Below are 15,328 nucleotides of genomic sequence, written 5' to 3'. Positions count from 1 at the left end.
TTCGCCCAGCGCCCCGAGGACGTCGCCAGTGTTTCGCTCCCCGCCTACGGAGTTCCGCCGGAGTTCCGGCGCGCGTACTCCCCTGGACTCCCTTCGCCTGCGCCGGAGGTGGCGTCAGCTCGCGGCGCTCGCGCTCGTCCTCGCCGCCGCCCTCGCCCACTTCGCCGGTCCATCGGTGAGCCGCACGGTGCTCGTCGCCCGCTCCGATCTCGACGCCGGACACGTCCTTGCCGACTCCGACCTTTCCGAGCGCGAGGCCCCGCCCGAGCTCGTGCCCGAGTCGGCGCTCACCCCGGAGGCCGCGGCGGGCGCCGCGCTCTCCGCCCCGATCGGGCGCGGCGAGATCCTCACCTCCGGCGCGATAGCCGGCCCCCGGGACGAGCCGCCGCGCGGCCAGAACCGGATCGTGTCCGTCCCCGTTGCCGATCCCGGCACTCTCCCCCTGCTCCGCGAAGGCGGAACGGTCGACGTCTACGCGGGGGACGCCGGCTCTGGGGACTTCACGCGGGACCTCGCGCGCGAAAGCCCGCGAGGCGAATCCGGGGAAGGGCCCGGAGCTCCCGCATCGCCGTCGTTGCCGCGAGAGCCTCTCATCGCCGGGGCTATTGTTACCAAAGTGCCGCATGATTCTCGTGGTAACACCTCGGGGACGGTCGCACTCAGCGTTCCTGCAGCTCAGGCGCCGGTTCTCGCCCAAGCCGGGCTGGAGGTGCCGCTCGCACTCATCATCGCGGAATAGGTTTCGCCGCCGACCGCGCATGTAATTCCCGTCCAGGAGCGTCCAACCCTAGAACTGGCTGGCTTTCTCTTGATAATCTCCGTTCGTTCGTTGCGAACTCGGTGTATGCCCGAAACAGCGTCGAACCCGACACAAGCGCAAAAGGGAGAATCATGCTCAAGGGCTTCAAGGAATTCATCATGCAGGGCAACGTCGTCGACCTCGCGGTCGCCGTTGTCATCGGCGGCGCGTTCACCGCGATCGTCACGGCGTTCACCGACGGCATCGTCAACCCGCTCGTCGCGCTGCTCGGCGGCAACAGCGAGGTGGGCTTCGCCTACCAGATCCTCGACAGCAACCCGAAGACCACGCTCGACTTCGGTTCGGTCATCACCGCTGCGATCAACTTCCTGCTCATCGCTGCCGTCATCTACTTCGTCCTCGTGCTCCCGATGAACACGATGAAGGCCCGTATGGCCAAGGACGAAGGGGCCGATGCGCCCGCCACGGACAACGAGCTCCTCACGGAGATCCGCGACCTGCTCGCCGGCCGTCCGCTCGAGCACCCGAAGCACCCGGACTACGACCCGAGCGACTCCTAGGTCCCCGTTCCTGGAATTCCGGGCGTCCGAGAATTCGCCGGACGCCCTGCGGCGCCCGCCTCACCCTCCGTGGTGCGGCGGGCGCCCTTCTTCGTAATGGCGGGCATCGAAGCCTCCCGAAGCGGGAGCGCTCCCCTGCCCCGGGTACATGCTGCCGAAGACCTTCGCGCGGCGGGCCCTCGCCCGCGCACGGGACAGCGCCTCGGCTCTGTCTCCCGATTCGTTGCGCGTGACCGCGCCATCGCGAGGCCCAGATTCAGCTTCGTCCTCGGCCCCGGTTACCTCACCCGTACTTTCGCCAGGCTTACCGGACACACTCATCGCTGCCTAGTACCTGCGGACTCCAGACAATTCCGGGCCGCTCAGCTCCGGGAGAAGTCCATATCGGCCTCGGAGAACTCCGGGTCCTCGTCGAGCTCCGGGAGTTCGTCGTCCAGACCCTCGAATTCCTCCGAGAGCTCGCCGACAACGTAGGCGACGAGCGGAGCCACCGTGGACATGCCATCGCGGATCGCCGCGCGCGAGCAGGCCATGTTGACGATCACGGTGCTGCCCGAGATCCCGGCGACGCCGCGGGAAGTGACCGCGTCGATCACGGAAGCGCCGATGGCCGAGAAGCGGATCGCCTGCTCGATGCCCGGGAGGCGACGGTCGAGAATGTCCTCGGTGGCCTCGGGCGTGACATCCCTGAGGCCGGCGCCGGTGCCACCGAGCGTGATCACGGCATCGACGCCGCCCACGACCGCGGTCTCCAGCGCATGGCGCACCTCGTCGATATCGCTGCGGACGCCGACGACGGCATCGACGATGAACCCGTCTTCCGCGAGCAACTCGGACACGAGCCCGCCGACGTTATCGGGGTGGTTCGACACCTCATCATCGACGACGACCACCAGTGCCCGGCCAGCATGCGCCTTGTCATTCATGGCCGTAGGTTATCACTCCCCGGTGACACTTCTCCCCGGTCGCGCACGATCGATTCGACCGAACGAGGTCCGGCGCTTGTGAACCGAACTCGCATGGGATTACCGTGGTCACCCTGATCGTCTTTAGCTAAGGCTTCCCTACCGCCGAAGCCCAAAGACTCGGATGTCTCGTTCCCCGACCCGTCACCCGCACACAGGAGAGTCCCGCCTTGAACACCAACGTCACTCGGAGGAAGCTCCTCTCCTCGATCGGCATCGCCGCCGTCGCGGTCGCGGGCCTCACCGCCTGCTCGAAGTCCGACGGAGACACCGGCTCCGGGGAGTCCACCGACGCGAAGACCCAGTCGGTCGCGGCGCTCGGCTTCGGCGACGCTGACACCCTCCTCGCGCTCGGCATCCAACCCACGGTCGTCGCCCCGTTCGGCACCAGCGCCGATACCGGCGCCAAGGGCGTCGGGCCGTGGGCCGCCGACGCCTTCACCGGCCCCGAGCCCGTGATCGTCGAGAACCTCGGCCAGGGATTCACCGCCCAGGCGATCGAGCAGATCACCTCGGCCGCGCCGACCAATATCGTCGCGATCAACCAGGCCGTCGACGCGCAGGCGAAGAAGGACCTCGAGGCCATCGCCCCGGTCGAGACCCACGATCCCGAGTTCACCGACTGGCAGATCCCGTGGAAGGACCAGATCCGCGGAGTCGCCGAAGCCGTGAGCAAGAGCGGCGAGGCCGACCGCCTCATCGACGAGTCCACCGCGAAATTCGACGAGTACCGCTCCACGCACCCGGAGGCCGAGGGCAAGAAGGCCGCCATCGTCATGCCCTACGCGGGCAAGCTCGGCCTCTACACCGAGGGAGATGGCCGCGGCACCTTCATCACGGAGATGGGCTACACCATCCCCGAAGACCTCCAAAAGGCCCAGGACGGATCGTTCTTCGTCGACATCTCCCCGGAGAACTACGCCTCGCTCGACGAGGTCGACCAGCTCTTCGTGCTCGAGTACGGCGGGGAGGAGAATAAGCTCAAGGAGAACGAAGCGTTCAAGAACCTCGACGTCGTCAAGACCGGCCGGGTCACGTACATCCCGCAGGAGGTCGGCAACGCGATGAGCATGCCGAACCCGCTCACCATCCCGTGGGCGCTCGACCGGCTCTCGGGCGCCGTCAAGTAGGCGAAGAGCCAGAAGACCGCGCGAGGACCACCAGTGAGCACAGCCCTCTCCACCGGCCCCGATGTGGCGCGACCGAACTCCCTCTCGCCCACATCGGCGGGGACTCCGCTCGCCCTCGTCATCGGCATCGCCGCCGCGGCATTCGTCGTGGCGGCGGTGGCCTCGCTGTTCCTCGGCGCGCGGTGGACGTCTGTCGGCGACGTCATCGGCGCCCTCCTCGCCGGCCCCCACGCGGAGACTAGCGATATCCACATCCTCGTCTGGGACCTCCGCTTCCCTCGCACGGTGCTCGCCGCCGCCGCGGGGGCATCCCTCGCCGTCGCCGGCGCGTTCTCGCAGTCGTGGACGCGCAACCCGCTCGCCGACCCCGGCATCATCGGGATCACCTCGGGCGCCTCGTTCGTCGTCGCCCTGTTCTACGGCTTCGGCCTCGCGGGCGGCGCATGGGGCGCCTTCGGCGCGATCATCGGCGCGGCGGCTGTCGCCGCCGTCGTCGTGCTCACCACGCGCCGCACACAGGACCCCATCTCCCTGATCCTCGTGGGCTTCGGCCTCACCACCGCACTCGGCGCCGGCTCGACGCTCGTCGCTCTGCAGTCCTCATCCGTGCTCGACGCCATGCGGCAGTGGGTCGTCGGCTCGACGGTGGGGCGCGGAGGCACCGACATCGCCATCGCGCTCACCGGGCTCCTCATCGGGCTCGCCCTCGCCGCGTGCATCGCGCGGCCCATGGACGTCCTCGCCCTCGGCGACGACGCGGCCGCCGGCCTCGGCAGCTCGCCGACCACGACCCGCACGCTCGCCGGCGTCGTCGTGGTCGTCCTCGCGGGCCTCACCACCGCCGCGGTCGGACCTATTGTCTTCGTCGGCTTCGCGGCACCGCACCTGGTCCGCCGATTCACCGGCCCCTCGCTCACCCGCATGCTCGTGCCCGTCGCGCTCACCGGCGCGGCCGTCACTGTCCTCGGCGACATCGTCGGCAGGCTGGTGTTCCAGCCGGGCGAGCTCGAGGTCTCAGTCGTCCTCGCGTTCTTCGGAGCCCCGCTCCTCATCCTCGCCGTGTCGAAGGGGGTCGGTCGATGACGACGGACGTCCGCACCGACATGCCCCCGCCGCCCCCTGCCGGCGGCGGCGAACCGGGCGCAGAGCGGCCGGGGAAGCCGGAGCGGCCGCATGGCCCCGACACTGCGCGCTCCACCGCCCCGCGGGTGCCACGCGCCGGACACCCGTGGATCGCGACCCTCGCCTTCGCCGTGGTCGCCGCGCTCGCCTACATCGCGCTTCTTAGCCTCGGGCCCACGAAGCTCTCCCCGCTCGAGGTCATCGACGCGCTCACCGGCGGCGGCACCCGCCAGGTGGTGAACATCGTGTGGGACCTCCGCCTCCCCGTCGCGATCACCACGGTCGTCGTCGGCGCGGCATTGGGCCTTGCGGGTTCGTGGACCATCACGATGTCCCGTAACCCGCTCGCCTCCCCCGATTTCCTCGGAGTCTCCGGCGGCGCCTCCGTAGCGGTCGTCGGCGGCATGACGCTCATCGGCCCCGCGATGGGCCTCTCGCTCGATTCGTTCTGGCCGCGCGCAGGGCTCGCGGTGGTGGGCGCGCTCATCATCCTCGGGTTGCTCGTCGCGCTCGGCGGCTTTGGGGAGTCCAAGCGCATCGTTCTCATAGGCTTCGCCCTCGCGCTCATGTGTCAGTCGGCGGTGTCGTACATGCTGCTGCGCACGGATCTCAATCGCGCGTCCTCGGCGCAGCTCTGGCTCGCGGGTTCGACGGGCATGGTGCGCCAGGACTCGCTGCTCCCGCTCGTCCTCGGGCTCATCCCCTTCCTCCTCGTCGCCACCATCGTCGGCCGGCAGGTCCCGTTTCTCGCACACGACGACGACACCATCCTGTCCCTCGGCATCGACGTCGCCCGCGTCCGGGCGGTCCTGCTCGTGTGCGCATCCGGCCTGGTCGCGGTCACGGTGTCCGTGGTCGGGCCCGTCGTCTTCGTCTCGCTCGTCGGCCCGCACCTCGCGCGGCTCGTCTCCCGTTCCCCCACGCCGCCGCAATGGACCTCGGCGGCGGCGGGCGCGGCGGTGCTCGCGGTGTGCGGCGTCATCGCCGAGATCCTCCCGGTGTCGGCGCCGGTCGGGCTCATCACGTCGATCGCGGGTGGGCTCACCCTCGTGGGTCTGACGCTCTTCCGGATCCGCGGGTCCGCGTGATGCCGCGGCACCTCCGCCGTCATAGACGACCGGGCACTCCCCCGCGCACCACCGTCGGCGCCACCACGAACCTCGTCGCACCGCAGACCCCGGCCGGGTCGCCCGAGAGAAAGGCCTCTCATGACGCCTAAGCCCAAGCCCCAGAACCCGGCACCCGCCGCCGACGGCGCCGATCCGAACGCCGAGCGCGACGCGCCACTCACGCACCGGGATTCCCCTGCGGCGGTCCCGACTAACGTCGTCATCGACGGGCTCCGCTCGGGCTACGACCATGGCCCCGACATCGTCAAGGGGGTCTCGCTCACGGCGAATCCGGGAGAGGTCACCACACTCCTCGGGCCCAACGGCTGCGGCAAGTCGACGCTGCTGCGGAGCGTCTCCCGGCTGCTCGCGCCTCGCGCGGGGACGGTCCACATCGGCACGGACGACGTGTTCTCGCTCAAGCCGCGAGAGGCAGCGCTGCGCATAGCACTGCAGCCGCAGACGCCGATCGCGCCGGAGGGGCTGCGAGTCGGCGAGCTCATCGCGCGCGGCCGCTACCCGCACCGCGACCGTTGGCGCGGCGAGTCCGCCCACGACCGCGAGAGGGTCTTCGAGTCGGCCGAGAGCACGCAGCTCACCGAGCTGCTCGACCGCGACGTCGCCTCGCTCTCGGGCGGGCAGCGGCAGCGGGCATGGTTCGCCATGGCGCTCGCGCAGGAGACGCCGGTGCTTCTCCTCGACGAGCCGACCACCTACCTCGACCCGGCGCACGCGGTGGAGATGCTCGATCTCGTCCGATCTGTTGCGCGCGCGGGCCGCACGGTCGTCATGGTGCTCCACGACCTCATGCTCGCCGGGATGTTCTCCGACCGCATGGTGATGATGCGCTCCGGCGAGATCGTCGCCGACGGCACGCCCGCCGAGGTGCTCACCGCGGACACGCTCGACGAGGTCTACGGCCTCAAGGCCGATATCGTCGCCGATCCGAAGAGCGACGTGCCGATCATCGTGCCCCGCACGACGTCCGGGTACTCGCTCAGCTCGCGGCCGAGCCCAGCTTCCAGTACCCCATAAAGGACACGGCGCGCTTGTCCACGCCGAGGTCACGGACGAGATGGCGCCGCAGACGCGTCACCGCGCCGGCCTCCCCCGCGAGCCACGCATAGGAACCCGTGGTGACGGCGGAGTCCGCGGTATCCCAGACCGCCTCGGCCCCCTCCGGGACCCCCGAGCCCTCTTCTGCCGGCGGCCCATCGGCGTGCGCGAGCAGCCCGGGTCGCTCCTCGAGGAGCGCCCGGACCTCTGCCTCGAGGCGTTCCCCCGGGGTGTCGCCCTGACCGCGGATCACCCGGCGGACTTCCCAGCCGGGCGCGATGGGGAAGTCCTCGATGTCCGCGGGGTCGCCCGCCTCGACGACGATGCACACCGTGCTGTCGGTGGCGTCCGGCAGCGTTCCCGACTCTGCGATTCCCGCGATCGCGGGGAGAGCCGTCTCGTCGCCTGCGACGAGGATCCTGCGTGCGCTTCCCGGGTTCCACTCGATTCCGGACCGCGAATTCTCCGAGCGCGCGTCCGGGCCCACCACGACGAGCTCGTCGCCGATTCGCGCGCCGCGCAGCCAGCGGGCCGATGGGCTGGTGCTGCCGTGGAGCACGAGGTCGACCTCGAGGACGCGGCGCTCGGGATCGATACGGCGCACGGTGTAGGTGCGCCACACCGGAGGGGTGTCCAAAGCCATCGTCGACTTGTAGAGCTGCACCATCCCCGTTGGCTCGGCGAATTCTTCGGGGCCCAGGTCCGGCATGGGCAGATGGGCGTCCGCTTCGTCGTCATACGGTGGGAAGACGAGCTTGATCCGCTGATCCAGGCCCGCGCGGCCGAAGTGCTCGAGCGAGTCCGCCGTGAGCGCGAGCCGAACGAGGCTCGGGCGGCTCGCGTCGATCGACGCGATCCGCGTGCGGAACAGCCTGAAGGCGGGGCGGGCGGCGACGGTGGCCATAGGCGCGGTCTTCCTCTCGACGAGTGTCGCCTCAGGCTACCCGATAGTTCCTTAGCCTTACCTAATTCGCCCTGCGGGTCGTGGCCTGGCGTGTGGACCCCGACATGGCGCGCTCGGCCGCTCCTTGCGGCGAACGGCCCGCCCCTGGAGCAGGGGCGGGCCGTTGTTTGCCGACGTCCGTCGATGCCGGCGGACATCTATCGCGGGGCGCCTACTTGGCCTCGCCGAGGGTCACCTCGACGGTTTTCTCGGGGCCGTTTTCGCCCTCGTGGTAGGTGATCTGGACCTTGTCGCCCGGGCTCTTCGAGCGCACGGCAGCGACGAGCGCGTCGCCGGAATCGATGGTGCGGTCGTCGAGCTTGGTGACCACGGCCTTGTCCGGGATCCCGGCCTTGTCCGCGGCGCTGCCCTGCTGCACGCCGTCGATCTGCGCGCCGGCGACCGTCGAGTCGCTGCGCACGCTCGCGCCGAGTACAGCGCGGGTCGCGAAGCCCTGGTCGATGAGCTGCTGCGCGATGCGCTGCGCCTGCTCAACGGGGATTGCGAAGCCGAGACCGATCGAGCCGCTCTCCTGCCCGCTGCCGAGCGAGGCGATCGCGGAATTCATGCCCACGAGGTTGCCGCCCATGTCGACCAGCGCGCCGCCGGAGTTGCCGGGGTTGATCGCCGCGTCGGTCTGGACGGCGTCGATGACCGTCGATTGCCCGGATTCCGCGCCGCCGGCCATGACCGGGCGGTTGAGCGAGGAGACGATGCCTGTGGTGACGGTCCCCGAGAGGCCGAGTGGCGAGCCGATGGCGACGACGTCCTGACCGACCTTGAGGTTGGAGGACGTGCCGATGTTGATCGGCTGCAGACCCGTCTTGTCCTTGACCTGGATGACGGCGATGTCCGAGGTCGGATCGGTGCCCACGACGGTGGCTTCCGCCATCGAACCGTCGTTGAACGAGACCTGGAGCTGCCCCCCGTTACCGCCCGCCGCGACGACGTGGTTGTTGGTGAGGATCTTTCCGTCGCCGGAGATGATGATCCCCGACCCCTCGCCTCCACCGCTGGGACCGACCGCGGCGATGGACACCACCGAGGGCAAGACCTTCTCCGCGACCGACTCGACGGTGCCGTCGGTGGGCTCCGACGCGGGGACCGCCTGCGCTCCCGACGAGCTGCCGATGATGCTCGAACCGCCCGAGTGGCTCATGTTCGCGCCGACGACGCCGCCGACCCCGCCCGCGATGACCATCGCGGCGACGATCCCCAGCGCCGTGAGCGCCTTCGGGGACTTCTTCTTCGCGGCGAGCTCCTGCCCGTTGTAGCCGTAGGGCTGCTGCATCGGGTCCTGCGGGCCACCGAACTCCGCGCCCGGCTGGGGTGCGTACGGCGGGATCGCTCCCCCGCCGGGCTGGGTTCCGGGCTGGGCTCCCTGCGCGCCCGGCGCACCGTGTGCGCCGCCCACCGGGTAGCCGAAGCCGCCCGGGTAGCCGGGGCCCTGCTGGCGGCCGAATTGGAACTGCTGGGTCGGCTGGCCCGGTGCGCCGGGGTGCCCGGGATGCGCGGGCTGGCCCGGTGCTCCGGGGTTGCCCGGGTTGCCGTAGCCGCCCTGCGGGGGCTGCCCTACATGCGTAGAGGCTGCCCGATTACCGATGCCTTCCGGCCGGCCCGCCTGCCCCGCGCCCGCAGGGAATTCCCGGGTGGCCTCGGTGCCGTGCGCGCCTTTCGGCGCCGCGCCCTGCGGGGTAGCGCCCTCGGCCCCGTTGGCGCCCGCGCCCTGCGCGGTGCCCGGCGATTCGGTGCGGGCCCCTTCGGCGCCGCCGGTGTCCGCGCCTCCGCGACTGCCGGCCGCGCCGTTGCCCGATGGGGTGCTCTCGTTGCTATCCATGCTGTCGATGATTCGCTTCCTGGCTGTGCAGTGTCTGTGAGCCGTGTGGGATGCTCGTGGGAATCGAGGGGGATCGCAGAAGATCCCGGCCCGGTGCCCGTGCTTCCGCTATCTACCCAGTGGTGGAGTCCGCTGGCCGCTCCGGTGTTCCCGGAACCTCCATATGCAGTTGTGCGCCACCGCCTTCGGCCTCGCGCGCCTCGATGGTCCCGCCGTGTTTGACCACGACCTGCCGGACGATTGCGAGCCCCAGGCCGGAGCCCGGCATGGTCCGCGATTCGGTGGCGCGATAGAAGCGCTCGAAGACGAGAGCGCGATCGGACTCCGGAATGCCCGGGCCCTGGTCGGAGACGTCGAGGGAGAGCAGCCCGCCGGACGCGGCCATCCGCACCGACACCGTCCCACCCTCGGGCGACCACTTGGCCGCGTTGTCGCAAAGGTTGAGCACCGCCCGCTCCCAGGCGGACTCGTCGCCGTAGATGTACCAGTGCATCGTCTGCACGTCGAAGGTCACGTTCTTGCGGCGGCGGCGCGCCCGCTCGAGGGCGGACTCGACGACGTCTTCGAGGTCGATCAGCTCGATGGTCTCCGCCCCGGCATCGTGCCGCGCGAGGTTGACGAGATCCCCGACGAGCGTGGAGAGCTCCTCGATCTGCGCGATGATGTCCCGTTCGAGCGCGCGCTTTTCGGCCTCGGGGATGTCCGGCGAGTTCGGTTTGTCGAGCGCGATGAGCAGCTCTGCGTTGGTGCGCAGCGAGGTGAGCGGGGTTTTGAGCTCGTGCCCGGCATCGGCCACGAGCCGGGATTGTCGTTCCCTGCTCTCTTGCAGCGCGTGGAGCATCTGGTTGAACGCGTAGGTGAGGCGCGCGAGCTCGTCGTCCCCGGCGACGGGAATGGGCCGCAGGTCGTCCGTCCGCGCCACGCGCTCGACGGCGCGTGTGAGCCTTCCGACGGGCGCGAGCCCCGTCCGCCCCACCGCCGTGCCCGCGGCCGCGGCGAGGACGATGCCCAGCGCGCCCACGATCGACAGGACGATCGCGAGCCGGTTGAGCACGGCGCGCGTCGGCCCGAGGTCCTGCGCGAGCACGAGAGTCGACCCGTCGCGATTGGCGACGGCGAGGATCTGCTTGCCCCCGGCCGTATTGAGCGAGGATGCCGCGTGGTGCTGGATAACCTCGCGCTCCGAATCCCCGATCTCGAACGGCAACTTGTACGGATCCTGCGGATCGGGACCGTAGGCCAGACCGTCGCGCGTGACCACCACCGGCTCGAGGTCGGGATTGAAGGTCGTGACGGCGAAGATCCAGGTCCGCGGCTGCGCGTTCGCGGAATCGGCGGCGCCCGATTCCAGCATCGAGACCACCTGCCGCTCGAGGCGGTTGCTCGCATTGTCGACAAGTGCGTTGGTGACGACGAAGTACGCGGCGACCGTCATCAGCGCGACGGCCACGCCCACGGTGGTGGCGGCGAGCAGCGCGACCCGCCTGCGCAGGGACATCGGGGGGCGCGTGGCCCGAAGCTGCGCGGTGTACGGCATGGTCGCCGACTCTGAGACTCCGGGCGCGGGGAGAGGGAGGACTCCGGCGTCAGAACCGGGGTCGACGGGCCTGGAGCCCTTGTCCGCCCTGGCGCGCTGCCGGTCGCGGCGGCCGCGACTCCCGGCCTGCGGGGGCAGCCCGTGGAGCACCTGCTTGTTCGGCGAATCGACGGGCACGGTCTGTTCGGGTGTCCCGGGCAGTGTGGATTGCCCGGGATCCACGGGCGGCACCGGAGTTCCCGGCTGCCCTCGTACGCCGGGCTGCGCGGGGTACCCCTGCGCCCCGGGAACAGCAGATATACCCGGCTGCGCGGCGTGTTCGGGCAGTGGCGCCCGCCCCTGTTGCGCGGCCGGTGCCGCAGGGAGATCCTGCGGGTACGGCGAAGGGCCGCCGGTCTGCGCCGAAGGGCGCTTCCGGCGGCCGCCGAAGAGTCCCACTATGGGTTCTCCCGCAGGACGTAGCCGACGCCGCGGACGGTGTGGATGAGGCGCGAATCGCCTTCGCCCTCGGTCTTGCGGCGGAGGTAGCCGATGTAGACCTCGAGCGCGTTACCGCTGGTCGGGAAGTCGTATCCCCAGACCTCCTCGAGGATGAGGGAACGGGTGAGCACCCGGCGCGGGTTGTGCATGAGCAGCTCGAGGAGAGAGAACTCGGTGCGCGTGAGCTGAATGGAACGCTCGCCGCGACGGACCTCTCGCGTTCCGAGGTCCATGGAGAGATCCTCGAACTGGAGGGTCTCGTTCTCGTCTTCAGCCCCGGTGCCGGTGCGGCGGAGGAGCGCGCGCAGGCGAGCGAGCAGCTCCTCGAGCGCGAACGGCTTCTGGAGGTAGTCGTCGGCGCCCGCGTCGAGTCCGGCGACACGCTCCGAGACCGCATCCCGCGCGGTGAGCATGAGCACCGGGATGTCGTCCCCGCGACTGCGGAGGATCCGGCACACCTCGAGGCCGTCGCGCCTCGGCATCATCACATCGAGGATGAGCGCATCGGGGCGGTTGGAGTCGACGTGGTCAATGGCCTCCACGCCGTCGCCGGCGAGCTCCACCTCGTATCCGTTAAAGCTGAGGGAACGGCGAAGCGATTCGCGAACCGCCTGGTCGTCATCTACGACAAGGATTTTCATGACGCCCAGTCTTACAGTCCCGACTGTGTGCTCGCTGAGTACGCGCCCAAAGGTCGGTCAGAACGATTGCAGAAGCCGGCGGCCGTCCGCGAGCGGTCCGGGTCCGGCGACGCGGTGCCCGCGAAGAGCGAAATACGAGACGCCGCCCGGCCCCGGCCGCCCCGGTGAAGGGGCGATCCGTAGGCGGGCGGCGTCTCGGAGAATCGTGTGGTGGCGCCGAGCCGGCGCTACTAGCGGTCGAGGTCGACGAGGCCGAGCTTGACGGCCTTGACGAGACGACGCGGGACGGTGACCTCGCGGCCGTCGATACGCTGCGTCTGCAGGGCGGCGTTATCGGCCTTCCACTGCGAGCGGCGGGAGTGGGTGTTGGCGCGCGACAGGCGCCGCTTGGGAACTGCCATTGTTCTTCCTTACGTGAAAGTGTGCACGGCCACGGGCCGTCCGCCGGTGGGCGGAGCGACCTCTGGGTCGATTACTTGTTGCGGCGGACGCGGTTGCCGTAGCGGCGCTGGAACTTCTCGACGCGACCCGCGGTATCCATGACGCGCTGCGCGCCGGTCCAGAACGGGTGCGACTCGCTGGTGACGTCGGCGACGATCAGCGGGTACTCGTTACCGTCTTCCCACTCGACCTTGCGGTCGGAGGTGACGGTCGATCGGGTGAGGAACTTGGTCCCGGTACCAGCATCCTGGAAGACCACCGGGTGGTAGTCGGGGTGGATGTCCTTCTTCATCTGCTTCGATTCCTAACGCTCTTGGCTCATACCTTCTGGCGCGCGGCGCATGCCATCGGAAAGCCGTTTCCGATACCTGCCTCGGTACCGAATCCGAACCTGCCGACGAGCAAGCCGCGAAAGCGCGGCGACGCCCTCGACGCCCCGCCCCCTCGAGGAGGGAAACGAACGGCGAGTGCGTGCGCTCGACGCGCCGTGTAGGTGGAGTAACCGGGCGGACCCGCCCCTCCCGTGGCCGCGCAAGACGGCGGAAACCGCAGGCCCAGGGCCTGCGGACCGGCGACCGTCCCGAAATGGGAAGCGGCCGACCACTGGAGGTGAGGGCACCGTGGATTCCGGCACCACCACACACGCTTGTGTCAAGCGTACTCGGAGGCCCGTTCTTTACCAATTCCGGCGGGACTACGGCGAGATCACCGCGGAATCGCCGGAATCGACCACGGCAATCGACCAAGGCGCGATCGCCTGAGACACCTGTCTCTGCCACCGTATGTAAATGCCCACCCGAGGGCCCGCGCGCACGCGAGGGCGGCGAGAACCGCCCTGAGCTGCCGATTACCAATTTTCGGGGCCGCACGGTAACTTAGACAGTCGCTGTTGTCTGCACATTTGCTATCGCCCGATTGCGCGAGATGAACATCTGTTGGCGGACTTACGAACACGACGCAACCAGCGCCTTGAGACCGGCCCGGAGATGGCCCGGCCCCACTGCGCCGGCCGAGAGTTCCGGATCAGTATTTTTACGATTCGGTTCTGCGGCCCCCTGCGCGCTGAACGATTCGTAGGTCCCCGGTTCGCCTCCGCCAGGGAGAAGGAGATCACGCCATGTCGGCGTACTGCCAGGTAACGGGACGGAAGCCAGGCTTTGGTAAGTCCGTCTCGCACTCACACCGACGGACCAACCGTCGCTGGAACCCGAACATCCAGCGCCGTAGCTACTACCTGCCCTCCGAGGGTCGGCGTATCACGCTGAACGTCTCGACCAAGGGCATCAAGACCATCGACCGCGACGGCATCGAGTCCGTGGTTGCCCGCATTCGAGCACGTGGGGAGAAGATCTAATGGCACGTAACGACGTTCGCCCGATCATCAAGCTCAAGTCCACGGCCGGTACCGGGTACACCTACGTGACCCGCAAGAACCGCCGCAACAACCCGGATCGCATCACGCTGAAGAAGTTCGATCCGGTCGTCCGCAAGCACGTCGAATTCCGAGAGGAGCGCTAGCCACATGGCAAAGAAGTCCAAGATTGCCAAGAACGAGCAGCGCCGCGCCAAGGTGGAGCGATTCGCCGAGCGTCGCGCAGAGCTCAAGGCCGTCATCAAGAACCCGAACAGCTCGGACGAGGAGCGTTTCGACGCCCAGACCGCGCTCAACAAGATGCCGCGCGATGCTTCGCCCGTGCGTCTTCGCAACCGCGACGCCGAGGACGGCCGTCCCCGCGGTTACCTCCGTAAGTTTGGCCTCTCCCGCGTTCGCATGCGTGAGATGGCCCACCGTGGCGAGCTGCCCGGTGTGACCAAGTCGAGCTGGTGATACTCAATGGCTAACAAGCGCATCCCGAAGAAGTCGCGGATCCAGGAGGGGCGCCGCCCCAAGAAGAACCCGCTGAAGGCGGCCGGTATCCAGACCGTCGACTACAAGGACGTCAACCTCCTTCGTACGTTCATCTCCGATCGCGGCAAGATCCGTTCGCGCCGCGTCACGGGCCTGACCCCGCAGCAGCAGCGTCAGGTCGCCACCGCCGTGAAGAACGCGCGCGAGATGGCGCTCCTCCCCTTCACGAGCCGGTAGGTTCGTCCGCTCGGATTTCACCCGAGCATCCCGCGCCGCCCCGGCGGCGCACCAAGTCCCGGCCCGGCCCTGATTCCTAACCCAGGGCGAGCCAGTTCCTCAGGGGCAGATAGCAGCACACGAGACCGAGGCGCGAGCCGAATCCGACTCTCACCGGATTCCCGCCTCGGTCTCGAGCTATTTCAGGCGACCCAATATTTCGGGCCGTAGTGGCCCATGCGCGCCGTGCACCCGAATCGACCCACCCGCCCCTCGACCGCCGAAGGAGAGAGCCGTGCTCGGTGTTCTATCGGGATTCGGTGTCATCGCGGTGGTCGTCGCGATCGGTTGGATCTGCGCCCGAACCAACGTCCTCGGTCCCGACGGCCAGCTCACTCTCAACCGGCTCGTCTTCTTCGTGGCGACCCCTGCGCTGCTCCTCGACTCCCTCGCGCGCAAGGACATCGGCGAGGTTCTCACCGCCGTGTTCTTCGTCTCCGCGAGCACGGCGGTGGCGATCGCAGCGCTCTACGTCTGTATCGCGCGTGGGCTCCTCGGCCGGCGAGGCCCCGAGCTCATCATGGGGGCGATGTCGGCCTCGTACGTCAACTCCGCGAACCTCGGCATCCCCATCGCGCTCTACGTCCTCGGCGACCTCGCGTTCGTCGCCCCGCTCATGCTG

At 69.2% G+C, this 15,328-nt stretch carries 18 protein-coding genes; 11 read left to right on the top strand and 7 right to left on the bottom strand.

The window, feature by feature from the left end; all coding sequences use genetic code 11:
* The first annotated feature begins 28 nt into the window (after positions 1 to 28).
* Together V7E05_RS00110 and mscL are read left to right on the top strand one after the other, a co-directional pair.
* The gene (locus V7E05_RS00110; RefSeq protein ID WP_333617648.1) at positions 29 to 739 is read left to right on the top strand and encodes an SAF domain-containing protein; all 711 of its coding nucleotides are present in this window, start codon (positions 29 to 31) and stop codon (positions 737 to 739) included.
* A gap of 152 nt (positions 740 to 891) precedes the next feature.
* The gene (gene mscL / locus V7E05_RS00105; protein WP_333617647.1) at positions 892 to 1,320 is read left to right on the top strand and encodes a large-conductance mechanosensitive channel protein MscL; all 429 of its coding nucleotides are present in this window, start codon (positions 892 to 894) and stop codon (positions 1,318 to 1,320) included.
* Between the two features lie 362 nt (positions 1,321 to 1,682).
* Here mscL and V7E05_RS00100 read toward each other — a convergent pair whose 3' ends face one another.
* Positions 1,683 to 2,246, bottom strand: coding sequence for a MogA/MoaB family molybdenum cofactor biosynthesis protein (locus V7E05_RS00100; protein WP_333617646.1), 564 nt, complete (start codon positions 2,244 to 2,246; stop codon positions 1,683 to 1,685).
* A 209-nt stretch (positions 2,247 to 2,455) separates the two neighbouring features.
* Between V7E05_RS00100 and V7E05_RS00095 the strand changes: the two genes are divergently transcribed.
* The 4 genes from V7E05_RS00095 to V7E05_RS00080 all read left to right on the top strand — a co-directional run bounded on the left by V7E05_RS00095 (position 2,456) and on the right by V7E05_RS00080 (position 6,681).
* Positions 2,456 to 3,415 carry an ABC transporter substrate-binding protein gene (locus tag V7E05_RS00095; protein ID WP_333617645.1) on the top strand — a complete coding sequence of 320 codons (960 nt, stop codon included), beginning with the start codon at positions 2,456 to 2,458 and terminating at the stop codon, positions 3,413 to 3,415.
* A gap of 33 nt (positions 3,416 to 3,448) precedes the next feature.
* Positions 3,449 to 4,498 carry a FecCD family ABC transporter permease gene (locus tag V7E05_RS00090; RefSeq protein ID WP_333617644.1) on the top strand — a complete coding sequence of 350 codons (1,050 nt, stop codon included), beginning with the start codon at positions 3,449 to 3,451 and terminating at the stop codon, positions 4,496 to 4,498.
* A complete protein-coding gene (locus V7E05_RS00085) occupies positions 4,495 to 5,625 on the top strand; it encodes a FecCD family ABC transporter permease (protein ID WP_333617643.1) in 1,131 nt (376 codons plus the stop codon). The genes V7E05_RS00090 and V7E05_RS00085 overlap by 4 nt, the downstream gene beginning before the upstream one ends.
* Positions 5,626 to 5,745: 120 nt before the next feature.
* Positions 5,746 to 6,681: an ABC transporter ATP-binding protein gene (locus V7E05_RS00080; RefSeq protein ID WP_333617642.1), complete on the top strand. Its 936-nt coding sequence runs from the start codon at positions 5,746 to 5,748 to the stop codon at positions 6,679 to 6,681.
* On the opposite strand, the gene V7E05_RS00075 is transcribed toward V7E05_RS00080, so the two are convergent.
* The 6 genes from V7E05_RS00075 to V7E05_RS00050 form a co-directional block, all read right to left on the bottom strand.
* Positions 6,644 to 7,606 carry a siderophore-interacting protein gene (locus V7E05_RS00075; protein WP_333617641.1) on the bottom strand — a complete coding sequence of 321 codons (963 nt, stop codon included), beginning with the start codon at positions 7,604 to 7,606 and terminating at the stop codon, positions 6,644 to 6,646. The genes V7E05_RS00080 and V7E05_RS00075 overlap by 38 nt on opposite strands.
* Before the next feature lie 211 nt (positions 7,607 to 7,817).
* Entirely contained in the window at positions 7,818 to 9,482 is a 1,665-nt protein-coding gene (locus V7E05_RS00070; protein ID WP_333617640.1) for a S1C family serine protease, read from the bottom strand.
* 112 nt (positions 9,483 to 9,594) lie between these two features.
* Positions 9,595 to 11,241, bottom strand: a complete 1,647-nt coding sequence (locus tag V7E05_RS00065) for a sensor histidine kinase (RefSeq protein ID WP_333617639.1) — start codon at positions 11,239 to 11,241, stop codon at positions 9,595 to 9,597.
* Between the two features lie 215 nt (positions 11,242 to 11,456).
* A complete protein-coding gene (locus V7E05_RS00060) occupies positions 11,457 to 12,140 on the bottom strand; it encodes a response regulator transcription factor (RefSeq protein ID WP_333617638.1) in 684 nt (227 codons plus the stop codon).
* Positions 12,141 to 12,370: 230 nt separating this feature from the next.
* Entirely contained in the window at positions 12,371 to 12,541 is a 171-nt protein-coding gene (gene rpmF / locus V7E05_RS00055; protein ID WP_333617637.1) for a 50S ribosomal protein L32, read from the bottom strand.
* 71 nt (positions 12,542 to 12,612) lie between these two features.
* Positions 12,613 to 12,873, bottom strand: coding sequence for a type B 50S ribosomal protein L31 (locus tag V7E05_RS00050; RefSeq protein WP_333617636.1), 261 nt, complete (start codon positions 12,871 to 12,873; stop codon positions 12,613 to 12,615).
* An 825-nt stretch (positions 12,874 to 13,698) separates the two neighbouring features.
* On the opposite strand from V7E05_RS00050, the gene rpmB reads away from it, so the two are divergent.
* The 5 genes from rpmB to V7E05_RS00025 form a co-directional block, all read left to right on the top strand.
* Positions 13,699 to 13,935 (top strand): 50S ribosomal protein L28, encoded by a 237-nt coding sequence (gene rpmB, locus V7E05_RS00045; RefSeq protein WP_333617635.1) that lies wholly within the window; start codon positions 13,699 to 13,701, stop codon positions 13,933 to 13,935.
* A complete protein-coding gene (gene rpmG, locus V7E05_RS00040; RefSeq protein ID WP_333617634.1) occupies positions 13,935 to 14,099 on the top strand; it encodes a 50S ribosomal protein L33 in 165 nt (54 codons plus the stop codon). Before rpmB ends, rpmG begins: the two co-directional genes overlap by 1 nt.
* Before the next feature lie 4 nt (positions 14,100 to 14,103).
* Entirely contained in the window at positions 14,104 to 14,409 is a 306-nt protein-coding gene (rpsN, locus tag V7E05_RS00035; protein WP_333617633.1) for a 30S ribosomal protein S14, read from the top strand.
* 6 nt (positions 14,410 to 14,415) lie between these two features.
* The gene (rpsR, locus tag V7E05_RS00030) at positions 14,416 to 14,667 is read left to right on the top strand and encodes a 30S ribosomal protein S18 (protein ID WP_333617632.1); all 252 of its coding nucleotides are present in this window, start codon (positions 14,416 to 14,418) and stop codon (positions 14,665 to 14,667) included.
* A gap of 274 nt (positions 14,668 to 14,941) precedes the next feature.
* On the top strand, positions 14,942 to 15,328 hold a 387-nt coding region (locus V7E05_RS00025; protein ID WP_333617631.1), incomplete at its 3' end, for an AEC family transporter.

Source organism: Dietzia sp., assembly GCF_036741115.1.
Classification (GTDB): Bacteria; Actinomycetota; Actinomycetes; order Mycobacteriales; family Mycobacteriaceae; genus Dietzia.
The sequence above is the reverse complement of the archived record's forward strand: the minus strand, read 5'-3'. Positions and strand labels throughout refer to the sequence as shown.